This is a genomic window from Staphylococcus cornubiensis (assembly GCF_900183575.1).
Classification (GTDB): Bacteria; Bacillota; Bacilli; order Staphylococcales; family Staphylococcaceae; genus Staphylococcus; species Staphylococcus cornubiensis.
In genome coordinates, this window is the sequence record NZ_FXUZ01000001.1 from 180195 (window position 1) to 200658 (window position 20464).

Sequence of the window (20464 nt, forward strand, 5' to 3'; positions counted from 1 at the left end):
TGAGTTAAATTTATATATTAAAATAAATTCAGGAGTTTGGACAAAGGTCTGTCTAAGCTCCTGAATTTTTGTTATCTATTATTGATTCTGATAATGAAGGACAATAATAAAAAATTATGATGGAAAACGGTTTCAATTTATCACAATTGTGATATACTGTTAAATATAAGTATAACACATTGATAAGGAGTGCTTTAAACATGACGACAAAGATTGCGATTAACGGTCTAGGGCGAATTGGCCGTATGGTTTTAAGAGTGGCATTAAATAGAGAAGATATTGAGGTTGTAGCAATAAATGCAAGTTACCCACCTGAGACGATTGCACACCTCATCAAGTATGACACAACACACGGACGCTTTAATCAAACAGTTGAACCAATTGAAGATGGTATTCAAGTGGACGGTAAAAAAATCAAACTTGTATCGGATCGTAATCCAGAAAATCTACCATGGGCAGAATTAGATATTGATATCGTTGTAGAAGCAACAGGTAAATTTAATCACGGAGATAAAGCAGATGCCCACATTCGAGCTGGAGCCAAAAAAGTTATTTTAACGGGTCCTTCAAAAGGTGGAGAAGTACAAACAATCGTTAAAGGTGTGAATGATCAAGATATCGATGCGAAACGCTACGATATTTTTAGTAATGCGTCATGTACAACGAACTGTTTAGCACCGATTGCAAAACTTTTAAATGATCGTTTTGGTATCGAAAATGGCTTAATGACAACAGTGCATGCAGTTACAAACGATCAAAACAATTTAGATAATCCACACAAAGATTTGCGTCGTGCACGTGCTGCTTTTGAAAGTATTATTCCGACATCAACTGGCGCAGCGAAAGCACTCGCACTCGTTTTACCTGAACTTGAGGGTAAAATGCATGGCATGGCGTTACGTGTGCCAACAAAAAATGTTTCACTCGTTGACTTGGTCGTTGATTTAAAACAATCTGTGACTAAAGAAGAAGTGAACCAATTATTTAAAGAGAATGACTTAAATGGTGTGGTCGCTGTGTCTGATGAACCATTAGTGTCTGATGATTTTACAACTGATGCACATTCAGCTATTGTCGATACACCTTCAACTATCGTCATGGGAGACCGCAAAGTCAAAGTACTCGCTTGGTATGACAATGAATGGGGTTATTCAACAAGAGTAGTCGACGTCTTACAACAAATTGCTGCTCAAATCCCTAGTAAAGTGACACAATAAATCACGCATAAAAAGTCGATGAACAATGAATCATCGGCTTTTTTAGTTGAATTGAAATTTTTTCGGCTTTTATTCAATAAGAACGATAGTCGCATTTTGATAAAAAGTTTTTCATTCAAGGGCTGATTGATATACATATTGATAGTTGGACTTATGTATGCTAACTTTTGAAATCATGTCGTTTCATAGTATAATGAAACAAAAACTATGACTAAGAAGGTGACAAAGTCGTGAAATGTCCAAAATGCAATCATACCCAATCTCGAGTTGTGGATTCGAGACATGCAGATGATATGAATGCAATTAGAAGAAGACGTGAATGTGACAATTGTGGTACACGTTTCACTACTTTTGAACATATAGAAATGAGTCCACTGATCGTCGTAAAAAAAGATGGTACACGCGAACAGTTTAATCGAGAAAAAATATTAAATGGTTTAGTGCGCTCTTGTGAAAAGCGGCCTGTACGTTTTCAACAGCTCGAAGAAATTACGAATCAAGTCGAATGGAAATTACGTGAAGAGGGCATTGCGGAAGTGTCCTCAAGAGATATTGGAGAATATGTGATGGATTTATTGATGCATGTCGACCAAGTTTCTTATGTTCGTTTTGCATCTGTATACCGTGAATTTAAAGATGTTGATCAATTATTACAATCTATGCAAGGGATATTGAAAGAAAATAAGCGGAGTGAATAACGAATGAATCAATTTATGTATCAAAATCATTTAAGTCCGCATGACGGATTTATCGTAATGCGTCAATTTCAATATCATTCAGTCCATTATGATATTTTGAATCGATTGTTCACACCGCTTATTGGTGCTGAAGCAATTGGAGTTTATCAATTTTTGAATCAATTTGAGTCTGCTACGTTCGACCAAGGGTTTACACATTACACTATTATGTCGGAATTAAAGTTGAGTTTAAGTCGTTTTAGAGAGTTTTTAGATTTGTTGGAAGGCATAGGTTTGTTAAAAACTTTTGTGCGTCAATCTGAAAATACGACACAATTTGTGTATGAACTGATACCACCACCAACACCAGAACGTTTTTTCAATGATCCGATGTTGTCGATTTATTTTTATCAAGTTGTAGGGCAAGAACGTTATCACGCGTTAAAAAAACATTTTATGCCAGTTAAACAAGATTTGACAGGGTTTTCAAATGTAACGAAAAAGTTTACGGATGTGTTTAAGGTACCTAAGCAACAAATAGTGCCATCAGACGTAGAGCTTAACGCAGCGCAATATCAAGGTGTTGATTTAACAGATGTGACGTTTGATTTTGAATTGTTAGCAGATATGTTGCAGACGCATTATATCAGTCAAACTATTTTGTCAGAGCCGACAAAATCGCTTATTGTCCAGTTAGCGACACTGTATCGTTTATCACCAGATGTGATGAAAACGATTATTTTAAAGTCGCTCAATGCAGATCAGTCTTTATCTGTTAAAGATTTACGTAAACAAGCACAAAGTTATTATTTAATGGAACACCAACAAGAATTGCCATCTTTACAACCACAAGCGACTGTTGCTTCCTCTTTAGAACAAACAACAGAAACACAAGATGATGAAGTGACAAATTGGGATGAGTGGTTCGCTTTAATGGATCAGACGAGTCCAATTGTGATGTTAACAGCATATGGAGGTTCTGAGCCCCCACGTTATCAAAAAGACATGGTGGAAGAGCTTATGCAGCGAGAAGGCTTTAATTTTGGTGTTATTAATATATTGTTGCAATATGTAATGCAAAAAACAGATAATAATCTTCCAGAAAAATATGTCTATTCCGTTGCGTCAACATGGAAGAAAAGCGGTGTGACAGATGCACGTTCTGCATATGAAAAGGCAATGGAAATTCAAAAGAATCAAGAACAAGCGAAACAAAAACGTATGGAAGGTTATACGCAAAACGGAACCGGCAAATATCGTAACAAAGCAGAAAAACAGCCGCGTTGGGTGACGCATCCAGAAGAATACGAGCAAAAAGAAGAAGATCAGGAAGCATTAGAAAAAGATCGTGCTGCGTTCTTGAAAAAACTAGAACAAAAAAGAAGGGCGGGTGAAGATTAATGAAAAGTTTTAATAGTATTGTAGGTGGCAATCATGCTTTTGAACAAAAAATTCAACAAATTAAAAAGCAAGTGTTAGCAGACCCTGATGTCAAAGCATTTTTAACAGCACATCAATCTGAAGTCACGAATCGAATGATCGAGGAAGACTTGAACATTTTGCAGGAATATAAAGATCAACAAAAGCGTTATGACGGGACACATACGTATGAAAACTGTCCTAACTTTGTGAAAGGTCACATTCCAGAACTATATATCGATCAACAGCACATTAAAATTCGTTATAAGCCTTGCCCATGTAAGATTCGGCATGATGAGGAACAAAATGCGAAAAGTATGATTACCTCTTTTCATATGCATCCAGATACTTTAAATGCCAAAATTAAAGATATTTATATGACGCGACGCAATCGTTTGGATTTAGCGATGCAACTAGATGATTTAATTGATGCGATTATTGAAAAGCGTCCGGTTAAAGGGTTTTATTTGTATGGTGAGTTTGGTACAGGGAAGTCATTTATTTTAGGTGCAATTGCGAATGAATTGAAAAATAATCGTGTCCCTTCAATGATTATTTATGTGCCAGAATTTATTCGAACATTGAAAAACGGTTTTAAAGATGGTACGACTGCAAAACGAATTGAACAAGTTCGTGAAGCGCGCGTATTATTTTTAGATGATTTAGGCGCTGAAGATATGACGCCTTGGGTACGTGATGAGGTCCTCGGTCCGATATTGCATTACCGTATGATTCAAGAACTCCCAACATTTTTCAGTTCAAATATGAATTTGGAAGAATTAGAAACCCATTTAGCTGATACGAAAAATGGTGTCGATCGAATGAAAGCCAAACGTATTATGGAACGTGTGAAAACTTTAAGTACTCCGTATTTACTTGAAGGCGAAAATTATCGTAAGCATTGAAAATTTTAAAATTAGCGTTATAATATGTATATAAATCAATAATGTTGCTAAAGTTTGAGGATATGATATCGATATCGCTATGGTACAGGGAACTACTGTGATTGAGAATGTAGTGCATAGTCATCGATGTTACTCCCTCTATTGATAAATGGTATTTGTAATGAATGCCCGGCTCAAGACCGTTATCTTATGTAGAGATGTCACAGGATAGGTTTGTGACAAATTAGGGTGGTAACGCGAAACCTCGTCCCTTTTATTGGGATGGGGTTTTTTATTTTCTTCAATTTTAAGCAAAAATGATGTGAAATGGAGGATTATTATGGCAGAAATTAAAGTGCAGTTCCCAGATGGTAATGAAAAGGCGTTTGAAAAGGGCACAACAACAGAAGAAATTGCGCAATCCATTAGTCCGGGATTACGTAAAAAAGCGGTTGCAGGGAAATACAATCAACAATTGGTCGACTTAACTCGTCCATTAGAAGAAGATGGTGCACTGGAGATTGTGACACCAGGAAGTGACGAAGCGTTAGAAGTGTTGCGTCATTCGACAGCACATTTAATGGCACAAGCGTTAAAACGTTTGTATGGCGATGTGAAATTTGGTGTCGGTCCAGTCATTGAGGATGGTTTTTACTATGACTTTGATATGGATGAAAAAGTTTCAAGTGATGACTTTGAAAAAATTGAAAAGACAATGAAACAAATTATTGAAGAGAATCACAAAATTGAACGTCAAGTTGTATCGAGAGATGAAGCGAAATCCATTTTTGCCAACGATCCATATAAATTGGAGTTAATTGATGCGATTCCTGAAGATGAGCAAGTGACATTGTACAGCCAAGGTGAGTTTACTGATTTATGTCGTGGTGTGCACGTGCCAAGTACTTCTAAAATTAAAGCGTTTAAATTATTATCAACAGCGGGTGCTTATTGGCGTGGAGATAGTAATAATAAAATGCTGCAACGAATTTACGGTACTGCTTTCTTCGACAAAAAAGACTTAAAAGCACACCTTCAATTGTTAGAAGAGCGTAAAGAACGTGACCACCGTCGTATTGGTAAAGAAATGGAATTATTTACAAACAATCAACTGGTCGGTGCAGGCTTACCTTTATGGTTGCCAAATGGTGCAACAATTCGTCGTGAAATCGAACGTTATATTGTAGACAAAGAAATTAGCCTCGGTTATGACCATGTCTATACACCAGTGATGGCTAATGTTGAATTGTACAAAACATCAGGTCATTGGGATCATTACCAAGAAGATATGTTCCCAACAATGGAAATGGATGCGGATGAAGCGATGGTACTGAGACCGATGAACTGTCCACACCATATGATGATTTATGCGAACAAGCCACACTCATATCGTGAGCTTCCAATTCGTATTGCCGAGCTAGGTACAATGCACCGTTATGAAGCAAGTGGTGCCGTATCTGGTTTACAGCGTGTGCGCGGGATGACTTTAAACGATGCACATATCTTCGTACGACCAGATCAAATTAAAGAAGAGTTCAAACGTGTCGTTCAAATGATTTTAGATGTCTATGAAGACTTTGGCTTTGAAGATTATAAATTCCGTTTAAGTTATCGTGATAAAGAGGATAAAGAAAAATATTATGACGACGACGATATGTGGAACACTGCTGAAGCAATGTTAAAAGAAGCTGTCGATGAACTTGGTTTACCGTATGAAGAAGCGATTGGTGAAGCGGCGTTCTACGGCCCTAAATTGGATGTTCAAGTAAAAACAGCGATGGGTAAAGAAGAAACATTATCTACAGCACAACTTGACTTCTTATTACCGAAAAAGTTTGAACTCACATACATTGGTAAAGATGGAGAACATCATCAACCTGTTGTCATTCACCGTGGTGTTGTGTCAACAATGGAACGCTTTGTTGCCTTCTTAACTGAGGAAACAAAAGGGGCGTTTCCAACTTGGTTAGCTCCACAACAAGTTGAAATCATTCCAGTTAACAACGACTTGCATTACGATTACGCACGTCAAATTCACGACGAATTAAAATCACAAGGTGTTCGTGTGCATATTGATGATCGTAATGAAAAAATGGGTTACAAAATCCGTGAAGCACAAATGAAGAAAATTCCTTACCAACTTGTTGTAGGGGACAAAGAACTTGAAAACAATGAAGTTAATGTCCGTCAATATGGTTCAAAAGATCAAAAAACAGTTGAAAAAGATACATTCATTTGGGATTTAGTCGATGAAATCCGTTTGAAAAAACAAAGATAATGTTGATAGGTACATGTCTATCATGTATAGTAATAAATGAAACAATTTATAATACGATTTGATTGAGTTAGAGGCGCAATTTTGATGAGTAGGCGGTTGGGTTGTAGGATGGTACAAAGCCCCGACATGCGAAAGGCAAAGTTGCCGAAACAAGTATTGGCCATCACTAGTGCTTGTTGGGCTAACGTTCGAAAGGCGTTAGACTGTCACAAATGTGATGTGCTACCGATTCATAAATAATGAGCAGAGGTGGCATCAACATAGATGTCATCACTGCTTTTATTTTTTACAAGATTGATTTAAAAATGAAATTAGCTTCACACAGTTTGTCTTAACCTCTAAGCAATTAGGAAAGGATTAAGAAAATGAGTAATGAAAAAACGGGAAATCAAAATGAAGTTCAGCGCCATTTAAAAGATCGTCATATTTCGATGATTGCGATTGGTGGTGCCATTGGAACTGGATTGTTTATGACATCAGGTGGTGCCATTCATGATGCAGGTCCTTTAGGCGCACTGTTAGGTTATGCGATTATCGGTATCATGGTTTTCTTCTTAATGACATCATTAGGAGAAATGGCGACTTACCTCCCTGTCACAGGTTCTTTTAGTACGTATGCGACACGTTTTGTCGATCCATCTTTAGGATTTGCTTTAGGGTGGAACTATTGGTTCAACTGGGTGATCACTGTAGCAGCCGATGTGACGATAGCTGCACAGGTCATTCAATATTGGGCACCATTGCAATTTTTACCTGCTTGGGCATGGAGTTGCCTCTTTATGGTCATTATTTTTGGTTTAAATGCCCTATCAGTACAAGTTTATGGTGAAAGTGAATATTGGTTTGCGTTCATCAAAGTAGCTACTGTCATTATCTTTATAATTGTAGGTTTACTTACAATTTTAGGGATTATGGGTGGTCAAGCAGTGGGCTTTGATACATTTACGTCAGGGGATGGACCGATATTAGGTGATGGCTTTGGCGGTAGCTTATTAGTCGTATTCGGTGTATTTTTAGTTGCCGGATTCTCTTTCCAAGGTACTGAATTAGTTGGTATCACTGCAGGTGAGTCAGAAAATCCTGAGCGTGCCGTACCGAAAGCGATTAAACAAGTGTTCTGGAGAATTTTACTCTTTTACATTTTAGCCATTTTTATTATCGGAATGCTTATCCCATACAACTCTTCTGCATTAATGGGTGGCGGTGATGATATTGCAACATCACCATTTACACTCGTATTCAAAAATGCGGGGCTTGCGTTTGCAGCTTCGTTTATGAATGCTGTCATCTTAACATCTGTGTTATCAGCGGGTAACTCGGGGATGTATGCAAGCACACGTATGTTGTATTCAATGGGTAAAGATGGACTAGCATCAAAAGCATTCAGCCGTACGAATAAAAACGGGACGCCAATGCTATCCATGTTATCTACAGCGTTAGTCGTTGTTTTGATTTTCGTATTGCAACATGTAAGTGGAGATGCATATGAATATATCGTTGCAGCAAGTGGTTTAACAGGCTTTATTGCTTGGGTGGGTATTGCGGTGAGCCATTATCGTTTCCGTAAAGCTTTTGCCGCACAAGATTACGATGTGCATAAGTTAAAATATCAAGCAAAGTGGTTCCCATTCGGTCCAATTCTTGCTGCTGTACTTTGTATTATTGTGATTATCGGACAAGATGTCGACTTGATTCAGGGCGGCGATTTTGAATTAAATCGTTTCTTAATTACGTATATGGGTATTCCAGTATTTTTAGCGTTCTTCATTTATCATAAAGTTCGCTATAAAACAAAATTAATTCCATTAAAAGACGTCAACTTAGATCCAAATGTGAAAACAGTTGAAAAAAACTTTCAAAAAAAGATTGACTAATATACACTGAGTTGGTATGATTGTATCTGTTGAATACGAAACGGACCAAGTAGAAGCTACCCGCTTCTCACCTGTAGCGACGCAGCAAGCTGTTGGCAGGTTAACGATTAAACATGTAGTGTATGTTCATGTTGACGTGAGAAGCGGGGGTTGAATAACCCTCGCTTTTTTTCGTACTTGGACCATTCGTAAACTTTCTGGAGGTGTCAATCATAGCTAAGGATCAAACGCAAGTTAACGAAAAGATTCGCGCAAAAGAATTACGTGTCATCGGGCAAAATGGTGACCAAATTGGTGTAAAATCTAAAAATGAAGCATTGGAAATGGCAGACCGACTTGGGTTGGATGTTGTCGTTGTTGCTCCAAATGCTAAACCACCAGTTGCTCGTATTATGGATTACGGCAAATACAAATTCGAGCAACAGAAAAAAGAAAAAGAAATGAAGAAAAAACAAAAAGTCATCAACGTTAAAGAGATCCGTTTAAGCCCAACAATTGAAGAACACGACTTCAACACTAAGCTTAAAAACGGACGCAAGTTTTTAACGAAAGGTGACAAAGTAAAAGTTTCAATTCGTTTCAGAGGGCGTGCGATTACGCATAAAGAAATTGGACAACGCGTGTTAGAGCGATATGCTGAAGCGTGTCAAGACCTTGCAACAATCGAGCAAAAACCGAAAATGGAAGGTCGCCAAATGTTTCTTATGTTAGCCCCAATTAATGAAAAATAAAAAAGTGATAATAGGAGGAAAACATCATGCCTAAAATGAAAACCCACCGCGGAGCTGCGAAACGTGTAAAAAGAACTGGATCTGGTCAACTTAAACGTTCTAGAGCTTACACTTCACATTTATTCGCTAACAAATCAACAAAACAAAAGCGTCAATTACGTAAAGCTTCATTAGTATCAAAAAGTGATGCAAAACGCGTAAAACAATTATTAACATACGTTAAATAATCATTCTAAAAGTACGAAATATATGAGAGGTATGACAGATCATACCGTAGAGATAAAAGGAGGAATTTATTATGCCACGTGTTAAAGGTGGAACAGTAACAAGAGCGCGTCGTAAAAAGACAATCAAATTAGCTAAAGGTTACTTCGGTGCGAAAAGCACATTATATAAAGTTGCAAAACAACAAGTTATGAAATCAGGTCAATATGCATTCCGTGACCGTCGTCAAAGAAAACGTGATTTCCGTAAATTATGGATTACTCGTATCAATGCGGCTGCACGTCAACATGACATGAGTTACTCTCGTTTAATGAATGGCTTAAAACAAGCTGGTATTGACATTAACCGTAAAATGTTATCAGAAATCGCTATCTCAGATGAGAAAGCATTTGCTGAATTAGTAAACCAAGCGAAAGCAGCTTTAAAATAGTAGAGAAAGAGTTGGGGTCTATTGTGACGCGCCAACTCTTTTTCATTATGACTTTACCAAAATTCATTTCTTTTGTTACGATATAAAAAACGAATAAAAGGAGCTCACAATGTCTAAATTTGATGAACAAATTACTGTAGTCCCACGTCGTATACTTTTTGAAGAAGAGACGCTTGCATTTAATGGCTTTTTAGCACAAACAGAAGAAAACAGTCAAAAGATTTATGAAAAGCTCTCTCAATATGAAGTGAAAAGACGCGGTGATATGGAAGAAGATCCGAGTTATAAACAATTGATTAGTTATTGCTTAATCGAAAATGAACATCATGAACTACTCGTATATGAACGTTTATCTGGTGGTGGAGAAGCACGTCTACATGGCAATTCATCTATCGGTGTAGGAGGCCATATGAACGATGTGCCTGAAGCAAATCGCATTGATGAAGTCATTAAAACGAATGCGAGTCGTGAACTTGAAGAGGAAGTTGGCGTTGAAATCAATGAACAAACGCCACTTGACTTTATAGGTTTTATAAATGATGACAATAATGAAGTTGGTCAAGTTCATATCGGCGTTGTGTTTAAGGTGAAAGTCAAACAACAAGATGTCGAAGTACGCGAAACAGATACGTTAAAGATTCAGTGGCAACCTTTAAGTCAAATTAAAGATACAAGTGCATTTGAATCATGGAGTGCATTAATATTAGAACAGTTGAAATAGGTGAGTTTGATGTCTGATATTATCCCATTCCCTAAACTCAAAGAAAAGTTGATACACGAAATGACAGAAGCATTCGAAAATGAACATTATGAGCGTGCCTATGACCGATTTAATGAATATGAACGCCATTTTGAACTGACTTCTCAACTCGCTGTATTAAAATGTGAATTATTGTGGGAACTAGGCGCTTATCTTGAATTAAAAGAAGAAACCAACATTTTAATGATGCAAGGTTTTCCGCCTTATGACACATTTATCGTGTATTATATTAAAAGTTTGTACGCATTAGAACAATATAAAGCGACAGTTGAAATGGTCGACCAGGTGCTTGATGAAGTGAATGCGCATGAAACGCGAATGACATTGTTGCCTATTAAAAATCGCGCGCAAGCAAAGTTGGAAGAACGTCAAGATTATATGCTGCATCGATTGCAACGATTTACAGAATTGAGTCACTATGATCAAACGCAATTAGTGCTCGCATTGATTGACGATAATGTGTATCAATTCGCCGAGACGTTTGCTTACTTATTAGCACATGAGCCTATTGTTTCAAGTGTACAAAGTCTGATGCTTGAATATTTACGTTTTGCTCGATACAATCAGTCCGTTACGGTAAATAAAGATTTTCGTCAATTTCAAGTAAAGCCTTTAGAACTGACTGGTATTGAACAAACCGTTTTTAAAGATCAATTATTACCTGAAGTGATTGAGGCGCTGGAATCTGATATGCCATCGCTTGTACATGAAGCCTATATTCTACTCAATACACATAATATTTCACTTTATCCCGCAAATATTTTAGAATATGGCACTGTAGAGATGTGGCGTGAAGCGTATGTTGCATATTTCCACGAGTTAATGGGTAAGGAAATCAATGTACATTCATCTCACTTAGTTATATTTAAACTCATAAAATCGTTAAATACATAGGTCTCGTTATTTCAAACAAGGTCAACCTATGTTATAATAAAGAAGTTGAAAAATTTTAAAAATGATAAATCATGGAGGTTTTTATACATGACAGCAACTTGGGAAAAAAAAGAAGGTAATGAAGGATTACTACAAGTAAACGTACCTGCAGAAGAAGTAGATAAAGCTTTAGATCAAGCTTTCAAAAAAGTAGTGAAACAACTTAACGTACCTGGTTTCCGTAAAGGGAAAGTGCCACGTCAAATTTTCGAACAACGTTTTGGCGTAGAAGCTTTATATCAAGATGCAGTAGACATCTTATTACCAAAAGCATACAGTGAGGCTGTATTAGAAACAGGTATCAACCCTGTAGACCAACCTGAAATCGAAGTTACACAAATCGAAAAAGGTAAACCGTTTACTTTTGATGCAACTGTAATCGTTGAACCTGAAGTAGAATTAGGTGACTACAAAGGTTTAGAAATTGAAAAACAAGATACCGAAGTAACAGAAGAAGAATTCAACAAAGCAGTAGAACAACGTCTTGACGCAATGACTGATATGGTAGTTAAAGAAGACGGTCAAGTTGAAGAAGGCGACACAGTTAACTTAGACTTTGATGGTTACGTTGACGGTGAACAATTCGAAGGTGGCCAAGCTGATGGATACGACTTAGAAATCGGTTCAGGTATGTTTATCCCAGGTTTCGAAGAACAACTTGTTGGTTTAAAAGTTGGGGAAGAAAAAGATGTCGAAGTGACATTCCCAGAAGAATACCATGCAGAAGAATTAGCTGGAAAACCTGCTGTATTTAAAACAAAAATCAATGAAATCAAAGCGAAAGAAGTACCAGAATTAGACGATGAGCTTGCAAGTGAATTAGATTCTGATGCAAACACTGTAGATGAATTTAAAGCAAACTTACGTAAAAAACTTGAAGAACAAAAGAAAACAGATGCTGAAAATGCTCAAAAAGAAGAAGCGATTACTTTAGCAACTGAAAATGCTAAAATCGATATTCCTGATGCAATGGTACGTACAGAGCAAGACCGCATGATGAGCGAATTTGCACAACGTATCCAACAACAAGGTTTAGACTTAAACACTTACTTCCAAATTTCAGGTCAATCAGAAGATGATTTACGTGAACAAATGAAAGAAGACGCAGAGTTACGTGTGAAAACTAACTTAACTTTAGCAGCGATTGCTGACGCAGAAAACATTGAAGTGACTGATGAAGATGTAGACAAAGAACTTCAAACAATGAGCGAACAATTTAATATCTCTGTTGAAGATATTAAGCAAACACTTGGTAACACTGATCTTGTTAAAAATGACGTCCGTGTGAAAAAGGTCATTGACTTATTAGTAAAAGAAGCAAAATTAGTTGAAGCTGCTTCAGAAGGTAACGAAGAAGCATAAGCACAATCACGCATACATTAGGAATGCGTTGTATTGAAACTTTCATTATTCATTTGTACGATAAAATCAAATGAAGGTCAACGCGTGGGACCACACATCAACTACAACGATGTGTGGTCCCACTACACAACTATTAATGAACTGTTTCAACACTAAATATTTTAATATAATGTGATGTCAACCGGGGTGGGTTGTTGAAATCAAATGAAGGCCATTTGACAACAACCGCACTCCGCTTAGTATTTATGACAATATCTCATGAAAAAGGTTGCCTTATCGTATTTTTGCAAATGATTTGATTTTTATGTCGTAAGCACTTAGTATATTAACGGCAAGCTTGGGGAATTTCATTCAACATGCAAAGTTACATTTAACTGTAAATATTTTTGTTGGGTGAGGCGTGTTGGTATGAAACTTTATGAAGACACTACGAATTAAAATAGATGAGATACAGAAGTTGAGGATGACTTTTACTAGTTGACACAATATATCACATCATTTGTGTGTTGTTGTGCAATATGCAAAAAACTTGAAATGGTCTATATTTGCGTAATAGAATGCTTTCTAGTATAGTCGTAAAAGAACAGGGGTGTAATAAAGTATGTTTAAATTCAATGATGATGAAGAAAACTTAAAATGTTCTTTCTGTGGTAAAGATCAAGACCAAGTTAAAAAATTGGTTGCAGGTAGTGGCGTATATATTTGTAATGAGTGTATTGAACTATGCGCTGAAATCGTTGAAGAAGAATTAAATCAACAACAAACAGAAGAACTCACTGAATTACCAACACCAAAAGAAATTATGGATCAATTAAACAGCTATGTCATCGGCCAAGAAAAAGCGAAGAAATCATTGGCTGTAGCGGTTTATAATCACTACAAACGTGTGCAACAACTTGGACCTAAAGACGATGAAGTTGAATTACAAAAAAGTAATGTCGCTTTAATTGGGCCAACAGGTAGCGGTAAAACATTATTAGCACAAACATTAGCACGTACGTTAAATGTACCTTTCGCAATTGCGGATGCAACAAGTCTTACAGAAGCAGGTTATGTAGGTGAGGACGTTGAAAACATTTTATTACGTTTAATCCAAGCTGCTGATTTTGATATTGATAAAGCAGAAAAAGGTATTATTTACGTCGACGAGATTGATAAGATTGCACGTAAATCTGAAAATACGTCTATTACACGAGACGTATCAGGTGAAGGTGTACAACAAGCATTGCTTAAAATTTTAGAAGGTACAACAGCAAGTGTGCCGCCACAAGGTGGACGTAAACATCCAAACCAAGAGTTTATTCAAATTGATACGACAAACATCTTATTTATTCTTGGTGGTGCGTTTGATGGTATTAATGAAGTCATTAAACGTCGTCTCGGTGAAAAAGTAATTGGTTTTGCTAGTAATGAAGCGTCTAACTTTGACGAAGCAAGTTTATTAGAGCAAATCCGTCCAGAAGATTTACAAACTTATGGTCTGATTCCTGAGTTTATCGGTCGTGTTCCGATTGTTGCAAACCTTGAAACACTTGATGTTGAAGCGTTGAAAAACATTTTAACACAACCTAAAAACGCGCTTGTTAAACAGTACACGAAAATGCTTGAACTAGACGATGTTGCATTAGAATTCACTGATGACGCATTAGCAGCAATTAGTGAAAAAGCAATTGAACGAAAAACAGGTGCACGTGGCTTACGTTCAATTATTGAAGAAGCATTAATTGATATTATGTATGACATTCCTTCAACAGAAAACGTCGTTAAAGTTGTCATCACAAAAGATACAATTGTGAATGAAACAGAGCCTGAACTCTACGACGCTGAAGGTAATCTTGTTAATACAACAAAAACATCTGCATAAGATCACGGTTCAGTCATCGAACGGTTGAACAGCTTAATTATAAAAGGCTGAGTTTCGTAATCAGGTCGGATTATGACTCAGCCTTTTTATTTGGCGTTAATACAAAGAACAAATGTCTGAATTTAAAAAGATGATTAACATTACACGAAGAAAACAAATAAATCATTTGTTGAAATACTTTAAGAAGTTAAGGTAATCTTAAAATAGTACAATGATACATAAAAGAGGTGGATAAACTGATGAAGATAAACCCTAACCAAGTGGATATTCTGATTAGTGCAGTGAAACCAGAACAATATCCAGAATTAGACTTACCAGAAGTTGCACTAAGTGGCCGTTCAAACGTGGGCAAATCAACATTTATAAACAGTATGATAGGTCGAAAAAATATGGCAAGAACGTCTCAGCAACCTGGTAAAACCCAAACTTTAAACTTTTTTAATATCGATAATCAGTTGATTTTTGTAGACGTTCCAGGATACGGCTATGCGAAAGTGAGTAAAAAGCAACGTGAAGCTTTTGGGAAAATGATTGAGACTTATATTACAACGAGAGAAGCATTAAAATTGGTAATCCAATTAGTCGATTTACGTCATCCGCCGACTGAAGATGATGTATTAATGTATGACTTCTTGAAGTATTATGACATTCCAACACTTATTATTGCAACGAAGGAAGACAAAATCCCTAAAGGCAAAGTTCAAAAGCACATTAAAATGATTAAAGAGAAACTTGAACTTGAGTCAGGGGATCAGATTATCAGTTACTCTTCAATTGAGAAAAAGAAACAAGATCAAATTTGGGCTGCCATTAGTGCATTTATTGAGGAAGAGTGAGTCACTAATGATTGATGAATCTCATGCGCAATAGCAATTATGACAAAAATTTGGAAAGTCGTTTAAAATTCTTAACACGATTGTGCATTTTTAATTAGAATAACTCTAATCTGTGTTATAATGTAGTCATTGTAGAATATATGGGGGCATAAGCATGTACTTAATAGCAGTTAGTGTGAATCATCGAACAGCTGATGTGGCATGTCGTGAAAAACTTTCTTTCCAAGAAGAGAGTATGTCACACGTGCATGAAGCGTTGTTCGAGACGAAATCAATTTTAGAAAACGTGATTTTATCAACGTGTAACCGTACGGAAGTGTATGCGGTAGTTGACCAAATTCATACGGGGCGTTACTATATTCAAAGATTTTTAGCACGACAATTTAATTTTGAAGTTGATGATATTAAAGCAATGTCTGAAGTAAAAATTGAAGACGAAGCAATTGATCATCTTTTCAGAGTCACTGCGGGCTTAGACTCTATCGTATTAGGTGAAACGCAAATTTTAGGTCAAATGAGAGATGCATTCTTTACAGCGCAAGAAGCAGGTACGACGGGTACGATTTTTAATGAATTATTTAAACAAGCCATTACATTTAGTAAAAAGGCACACCATGAAACAGATATAGCTGATAATACAATTAGCGTTTCTTATGGTGCTGTTGAACTGGCTAAAAAAATGTTCGGTAAAATGAATAAAAAACATGCTTTAGTCATTGGTGCGGGCGAAATGGCTGAATTAGCTGTTTTAAACTTAAAAGGCGCAGGTGTGAATCGTATCACAGTCATTAACCGAACATTATCACGTGCACAAGCTTTAGCTGACAAACATGACGTACAAGTTGGTGAATGGACGTCGCTTGGAGAGGCTATCGTCGCAGCGGATATCGTGATTAGTTCAACGAGTGCAGAACAATTTGTGATTACTAAAGAGATGTTAGAAATGTGCCAAAGCGTTTCGAAGTCATCTCAAAAAGTCATGATTGATATTGCTGTACCAAGAGATATTGAGCCTGTTGATGTATCGCATTCTGAGTTGTTTATTTATGACGTAGACGATTTAAAAGGTCTCGTTGATGCCAACTTACGCGAACGTCAACTTGCTGCGGAACAAATTGCATCACGTATTCCAGCAGAGATCGACAAGCATAATGAATGGGTGCGCATGCTCGGCGTCGTACCAGTTATTCGTGCGTTACGTGAAAAAGCAATGCAAATTCAACAAGATACGATGGATAGTATTAACCGTAAACTCCCTAATATGTCGGAGCGCGAACGAAAAGTGATTTCTAAGCATACGAAGAGCATCATTAACCAAATGTTAAAAGATCCTATTAAACAAGCAAAAGAAATTAGTGATGATAAGCATGCAGATGCAAAATTATCACTTTTCCAAGAAATTTTTGATTTAGAAGTTGAAACAGATTATAAAGCTCAAGCGATTGAGAAGAAAAGATCTGTGTTAAAAGAAAGATTACTGAGTATAGAAACTTAAAGAACGGTGATGCTATGGAAGAAGCGTTTTTCATACGTTTTCATGAAATCATTTTATTGATTTATTTAATCAGTATGGTGTGTTTGATAATAGATGTGTTTCAAAAGAATTATCGTCTACAAAATATAGGGTTCTATGCTTTAGGGATTGTTTGGTTTTGTCAAACAATCTCTTTAACTATGTTTATCACATGGCAAAAGCAACTCCCTTTAACCTCTTTAATAGAAAGTTTTTATGTATTAACTTGGTTGATTTTGACGATTACCTTTGTGATGTCAGTGTTGCGTCAATCTGAATTTATGATTGCTTTTTTAAATGTTATTGGTTTTGTATTTATGACGATTCATACATTCCATCCACGTCAATTTAAACTTGATGGCGCGCGTCTTACAGCGTTGAATGAATTGCTTTTTTTCCACATTTCACTCGCTTTGTTGAGTTATGTGATTTTTGCAGTTGCGTTTGTGAATGCAATTATTTACTTAATACAATATCGAAATTTAAAAGAAAAGCGATTTACTCAAAATTTCTTTAGAATGAGTAGTATTGCAACACTTGAAAAGTTAGTGTTTTACAGTTCCTTAATTGGCGTCATTTTCATGTTTATCAGCCTTGTGCTTGGAATACAATGGGGCATGGTGTCTATTGGCTATGACATTTTCTTAGATTTAAAAGTGATATCATCACTAATCATTTTTATTGCATATTCTATTTTTATTACATTACGATTGACTCGACGTTTTAAGCAGTCTTTTTTAATGAATTTAAATATTATGTTATTTTTATGCTGTATGATTAATTTAATTGTGGTTACTCAATTATCATCATTCCATCAATGGACAGGAGTTTAACTTAATTTAATTGGAGGAAAGCACTATGCGTAAACTTATCGTCGGCTCGAGAAGAAGTCAGCTCGCATTGACTCAAAGCCAACAATTTATTGATCGTTTAAAAGAAGTCGATCCAACTTTAGATATCGAAATTAAAGAAATTGTGACAAAAGGGGATCAAATTGTAGATCGCCAATTATCTAAAGTAGGTGGCAAAGGGTTATTTGTGAAGGAAATCCAAAACGAACTATTTAGCCGAGACATTGATATGGCCATTCATTCTTTAAAAGACGTGCCAAGTGAATTACCTGAAGGCTTAACTTTAGGATGTATTCCTGACCGCGAAAATCCATTTGATGCTTTGATTTCCAAAAACCATATTCCACTTGACGAACTTCCTGATGGGAGCATCATTGGAACGAGTTCATTAAGACGTGGTGCACAAATTTTGGCAAAATATCCAAACCTAGAAATTAAATGGATACGAGGAAATATTGATACACGCTTGAAAAAGTTAGAAACCGAAGATTATGATGCGATTATTTTAGCGGCAGCGGGTTTGAAGCGAATGGGTTGGTCTGATGATATTGTCACAACTTATTTAGATGAAAATCTTCTCGTACCAGCTATTGGTCAAGGTGCGCTCGGTATAGAGTGTCGTGCTGATGATGAAGAACTGTTAAAATTATTAGCAAAAGTACATAATGAAGATGTCGCAGCATGTGTCACAGCAGAGCGTACATTTTTAAAAGAAATGAATGGCAGTTGTCAAGTTCCTATTGGCGGGTATGCAACGCGTTCAAATAATGCAGAGGTTCAATTTACTGGTTTAATCATGTCTCCTGATGGTAAACAACGATTTGAGTATACATTTTCAGGACAGGATCCGGTTGAAGTAGGTAGTGAAGTGAGTCGAGTGCTCAAGTCCCAAGGTGCGGATAAAATTATTCAAGCTTTAAATGAAAAAGAGGTGTAAAGCATGAAGCCTATTGTAGTGATGACCCAAACACATCGTTTTAATGATCAACGTGCAGAAATCGTTCATCTTCCATTCATGACGACTGAGCCACTTCCATTTGATCAATCTGTGCTACGTCATCACTATGATTGGCTTGTTTTTACATCTAAAAATGCTGTCGTTCATTTTCTACCTTATTTAGATGCGTTAGATTTTGATTCTATAGCAGTCATTGGAGCCAAAACAAAAGCTTTTTGTGAGAAACAAGGTTTGGAAGTCGACTTTTATCCAGCAGATTATTCACAAGAAGGCTTTCTCGACAGTTTTCCAACTCAAAAAGGACAACGCATCCTTATTCCATCGAGTCAGCGTGCACGTCCTATACTTCATAAAACTTTGGAGTCACGTGGCTTTGAAGTGAAAAAAATTGACTTATATACACCGCGCACTTTAATAGAAAATGTTAAACAGGCTCAAGGGCTCATTGAACGCGGGCAAGTGAATGCATTGACTTTTGCAAGTGCTTCGGCTGTAAAAGCATTTTTCGAAAGCGGTCCACCTCAAAACTTTGATCGTTATTATGTTATTGGTCATCAAACAGCACGACAACTTCAAGATTATGGTTATTCATGTTCAATTGCTGACATTCAAACTTTAGAAGCAATCATTACTAAAATTTTAGAAGAGAGGGTTCAATAATGCAATTTGACAGACATAGACGTTTACGTTCATCAAAAGTGATGCGCGATATGGTAAGAGAAACTCATGTGAGAAAAGAAGATCTCATTTATCCTATTTTTGTAGTAGAGAAAGATGATGTAAAATCCGAAATTAAATCATTACCTGGTGTGTACCAAATCAGCTTAAATTTACTACATGAAGAATTGAAAGCAGCATATGACCTAGGTATTCGTGCAATTATGTTTTTTGGTATTCCAAATGAAAAAGACGCATGTGGTACGGGTGCATTCATTGAAGACGGTATCATTCAAAAAGCAACACGTTTAGCGAAGTCGATGTATGATGATTTATTGATTCTTGCCGATACATGCTTATGTGAATATACGGATCATGGTCATTGTGGTGTGATTGACCCACATACGCATGATGTCGATAATGATAAAACATTACCATTACTCGTTCAAACTGCTGTTTCTCAAGTTAAAGCGGGTGCAGACATTATCGCACCAAGTAATATGATGGATGGCTTTGTTGCGGCAATTCGTCAAGGTTTAGATGAGGCAGGTTACTATCATATTCCGATTATGAGTTATGGTATCAAATATGCATCAAGCTTTTTCGGTCCGTTCCGTGATGCAGCAGAATCTGCACCGTCATTTGGTGATCGTAAAACATACCAAATGGATCCAGCTAACCGTCTTGAAGCATTACGTGAGTTAGAATCTGACCTTAATGAAGGTGCAGATATGATGATTGTAAAGCCCGCATTAAGTTACCTTGATATTATTCGCGATGTACGTAACAATAGCAACGTACCCATTATTGCTTATAATGTGAGTGGTGAGTACAGCATGACTAAAGCAGCAGCATTAAATGGTTGGATTGATGAAGAAAAAGTAGTGATGGAACAAATGGTCTCTATGAAACGTGCAGGGGCTGACATGATTATCACTTACTTTGCGAAAGATATTTGTCAATATTTAGATCAACAATAATAGGAGGCGGCAGCA

The 20464-nt window shown here is 36.6% G+C and carries 19 protein-coding genes, 1 riboswitch and 1 other annotated feature; all 19 genes read left to right on the forward strand.

Annotation, left to right across the window (positions count from 1 at the left end; translation table 11 throughout):
* The first annotated feature begins 200 nt into the window (after positions 1 to 200).
* The 19 genes from CCE82_RS00980 to hemB all read left to right on the forward strand — a co-directional run bounded on the left by CCE82_RS00980 (position 201) and on the right by hemB (position 20449).
* Positions 201 to 1217 carry a glyceraldehyde-3-phosphate dehydrogenase gene (locus tag CCE82_RS00980; protein WP_086427577.1) on the forward strand — a complete coding sequence of 339 codons (1017 nt, stop codon included), beginning with the start codon at positions 201 to 203 and terminating at the stop codon, positions 1215 to 1217.
* A 230-nt stretch (positions 1218 to 1447) separates the two neighbouring features.
* Positions 1448 to 1915 (forward strand): transcriptional regulator NrdR, encoded by a 468-nt coding sequence (gene nrdR / locus CCE82_RS00985; protein ID WP_019165113.1) that lies wholly within the window; start codon positions 1448 to 1450, stop codon positions 1913 to 1915.
* Between the two features lie 3 nt (positions 1916 to 1918).
* Positions 1919 to 3295 (forward strand): replication initiation and membrane attachment family protein, encoded by a 1377-nt coding sequence (locus tag CCE82_RS00990; RefSeq protein WP_086427578.1) that lies wholly within the window; start codon positions 1919 to 1921, stop codon positions 3293 to 3295.
* The gene (dnaI, locus tag CCE82_RS00995; protein WP_086427579.1) at positions 3295 to 4218 is read left to right on the forward strand and encodes a primosomal protein DnaI; all 924 of its coding nucleotides are present in this window, start codon (positions 3295 to 3297) and stop codon (positions 4216 to 4218) included. The genes CCE82_RS00990 and dnaI overlap by 1 nt, the downstream gene beginning before the upstream one ends.
* A 319-nt stretch (positions 4219 to 4537) precedes the next feature.
* Entirely contained in the window at positions 4538 to 6475 is a 1938-nt protein-coding gene (gene thrS, locus CCE82_RS01000; RefSeq protein ID WP_086427580.1) for a threonine--tRNA ligase, read from the forward strand.
* Positions 6476 to 6535: 60 nt separating this feature from the next.
* Positions 6536 to 6708, forward strand: a riboswitch (Lysine riboswitch).
* A gap of 132 nt (positions 6709 to 6840) precedes the next feature.
* A complete protein-coding gene (locus tag CCE82_RS01005) occupies positions 6841 to 8349 on the forward strand; it encodes an amino acid permease (protein WP_086427581.1) in 1509 nt (502 codons plus the stop codon).
* Between the two features lie 41 nt (positions 8350 to 8390).
* Positions 8391 to 8528 (forward strand) — a sequence feature (ribosomal protein L20 leader region).
* A gap of 24 nt (positions 8529 to 8552) precedes the next feature.
* Entirely contained in the window at positions 8553 to 9080 is a 528-nt protein-coding gene (gene infC, locus CCE82_RS01010; protein WP_167370949.1) for a translation initiation factor IF-3, read from the forward strand.
* A 26-nt stretch (positions 9081 to 9106) separates the two neighbouring features.
* Positions 9107 to 9307 (forward strand): 50S ribosomal protein L35, encoded by a 201-nt coding sequence (rpmI, locus tag CCE82_RS01015; protein ID WP_014613694.1) that lies wholly within the window; start codon positions 9107 to 9109, stop codon positions 9305 to 9307.
* 71 nt (positions 9308 to 9378) lie between these two features.
* Positions 9379 to 9735, forward strand: a complete 357-nt coding sequence (rplT, locus tag CCE82_RS01020) for a 50S ribosomal protein L20 (RefSeq protein WP_016425302.1) — start codon at positions 9379 to 9381, stop codon at positions 9733 to 9735.
* A 109-nt stretch (positions 9736 to 9844) separates the two neighbouring features.
* The gene (locus tag CCE82_RS01025; protein ID WP_086427583.1) at positions 9845 to 10456 is read left to right on the forward strand and encodes an NUDIX domain-containing protein; all 612 of its coding nucleotides are present in this window, start codon (positions 9845 to 9847) and stop codon (positions 10454 to 10456) included.
* A gap of 9 nt (positions 10457 to 10465) precedes the next feature.
* Complete coding sequence (locus tag CCE82_RS01030; protein ID WP_086427584.1) at positions 10466 to 11389, forward strand: hypothetical protein; 924 nt, start codon at positions 10466 to 10468, stop codon at positions 11387 to 11389.
* A gap of 87 nt (positions 11390 to 11476) precedes the next feature.
* Positions 11477 to 12790, forward strand: coding sequence for a trigger factor (tig, locus tag CCE82_RS01035; protein ID WP_086427585.1), 1314 nt, complete (start codon positions 11477 to 11479; stop codon positions 12788 to 12790).
* Between the two features lie 601 nt (positions 12791 to 13391).
* Positions 13392 to 14654 carry an ATP-dependent Clp protease ATP-binding subunit ClpX gene (clpX, locus tag CCE82_RS01040; protein ID WP_086427586.1) on the forward strand — a complete coding sequence of 421 codons (1263 nt, stop codon included), beginning with the start codon at positions 13392 to 13394 and terminating at the stop codon, positions 14652 to 14654.
* Between the two features lie 239 nt (positions 14655 to 14893).
* Positions 14894 to 15490, forward strand: coding sequence for a ribosome biogenesis GTP-binding protein YihA/YsxC (yihA, locus tag CCE82_RS01045; protein ID WP_086427587.1), 597 nt, complete (start codon positions 14894 to 14896; stop codon positions 15488 to 15490).
* A gap of 154 nt (positions 15491 to 15644) precedes the next feature.
* On the forward strand, positions 15645 to 16985 hold the full coding sequence (gene hemA, locus CCE82_RS01050; RefSeq protein WP_086427588.1) for a glutamyl-tRNA reductase: 1341 nt from the start codon (positions 15645 to 15647) through the stop codon (positions 16983 to 16985).
* Between the two features lie 14 nt (positions 16986 to 16999).
* Positions 17000 to 17836, forward strand: a complete 837-nt coding sequence (locus CCE82_RS01055) for a cytochrome C assembly family protein (RefSeq protein ID WP_086427589.1) — start codon at positions 17000 to 17002, stop codon at positions 17834 to 17836.
* Positions 17837 to 17861: 25 nt separating this feature from the next.
* Positions 17862 to 18791, forward strand: a complete 930-nt coding sequence (gene hemC, locus CCE82_RS01060) for a hydroxymethylbilane synthase (RefSeq protein ID WP_086427590.1) — start codon at positions 17862 to 17864, stop codon at positions 18789 to 18791.
* Positions 18792 to 18794: 3 nt separating this feature from the next.
* Complete coding sequence (locus CCE82_RS01065; RefSeq protein WP_086427591.1) at positions 18795 to 19472, forward strand: uroporphyrinogen-III synthase; 678 nt, start codon at positions 18795 to 18797, stop codon at positions 19470 to 19472.
* Entirely contained in the window at positions 19472 to 20449 is a 978-nt protein-coding gene (gene hemB, locus CCE82_RS01070) for a porphobilinogen synthase (RefSeq protein WP_086427592.1), read from the forward strand. Before CCE82_RS01065 ends, hemB begins: the two co-directional genes overlap by 1 nt.
* The last annotated feature ends 15 nt before the right edge of the window (positions 20450 to 20464 follow it).

Coding starts and splice junctions, on each gene's coding strand:
- CCE82_RS00980 (WP_086427577.1), top strand. CDS start 201: ATGACGACAAAGATTGCGATTAACGGTCTAGGGCGAATTGGCCGTATG.
- CCE82_RS00990 (WP_086427578.1), top strand. CDS start 1,919: ATGAATCAATTTATGTATCAAAATCATTTAAGTCCGCATGACGGATTT.
- dnaI (WP_086427579.1), top strand. CDS start 3,295: ATGAAAAGTTTTAATAGTATTGTAGGTGGCAATCATGCTTTTGAACAA.
- thrS (WP_086427580.1), top strand. CDS start 4,538: ATGGCAGAAATTAAAGTGCAGTTCCCAGATGGTAATGAAAAGGCGTTT.
- CCE82_RS01005 (WP_086427581.1), top strand. CDS start 6,841: ATGAGTAATGAAAAAACGGGAAATCAAAATGAAGTTCAGCGCCATTTA.
- rpmI (WP_014613694.1), top strand. CDS start 9,107: ATGCCTAAAATGAAAACCCACCGCGGAGCTGCGAAACGTGTAAAAAGA.
- rplT (WP_016425302.1), top strand. CDS start 9,379: ATGCCACGTGTTAAAGGTGGAACAGTAACAAGAGCGCGTCGTAAAAAG.
- CCE82_RS01025 (WP_086427583.1), top strand. CDS start 9,845: ATGTCTAAATTTGATGAACAAATTACTGTAGTCCCACGTCGTATACTT.
- CCE82_RS01030 (WP_086427584.1), top strand. CDS start 10,466: ATGTCTGATATTATCCCATTCCCTAAACTCAAAGAAAAGTTGATACAC.
- tig (WP_086427585.1), top strand. CDS start 11,477: ATGACAGCAACTTGGGAAAAAAAAGAAGGTAATGAAGGATTACTACAA.
- clpX (WP_086427586.1), top strand. CDS start 13,392: ATGTTTAAATTCAATGATGATGAAGAAAACTTAAAATGTTCTTTCTGT.
- yihA (WP_086427587.1), top strand. CDS start 14,894: ATGAAGATAAACCCTAACCAAGTGGATATTCTGATTAGTGCAGTGAAA.
- hemA (WP_086427588.1), top strand. CDS start 15,645: ATGTACTTAATAGCAGTTAGTGTGAATCATCGAACAGCTGATGTGGCA.
- CCE82_RS01055 (WP_086427589.1), top strand. CDS start 17,000: ATGGAAGAAGCGTTTTTCATACGTTTTCATGAAATCATTTTATTGATT.
- hemC (WP_086427590.1), top strand. CDS start 17,862: ATGCGTAAACTTATCGTCGGCTCGAGAAGAAGTCAGCTCGCATTGACT.
- CCE82_RS01065 (WP_086427591.1), top strand. CDS start 18,795: ATGAAGCCTATTGTAGTGATGACCCAAACACATCGTTTTAATGATCAA.
- hemB (WP_086427592.1), top strand. CDS start 19,472: ATGCAATTTGACAGACATAGACGTTTACGTTCATCAAAAGTGATGCGC.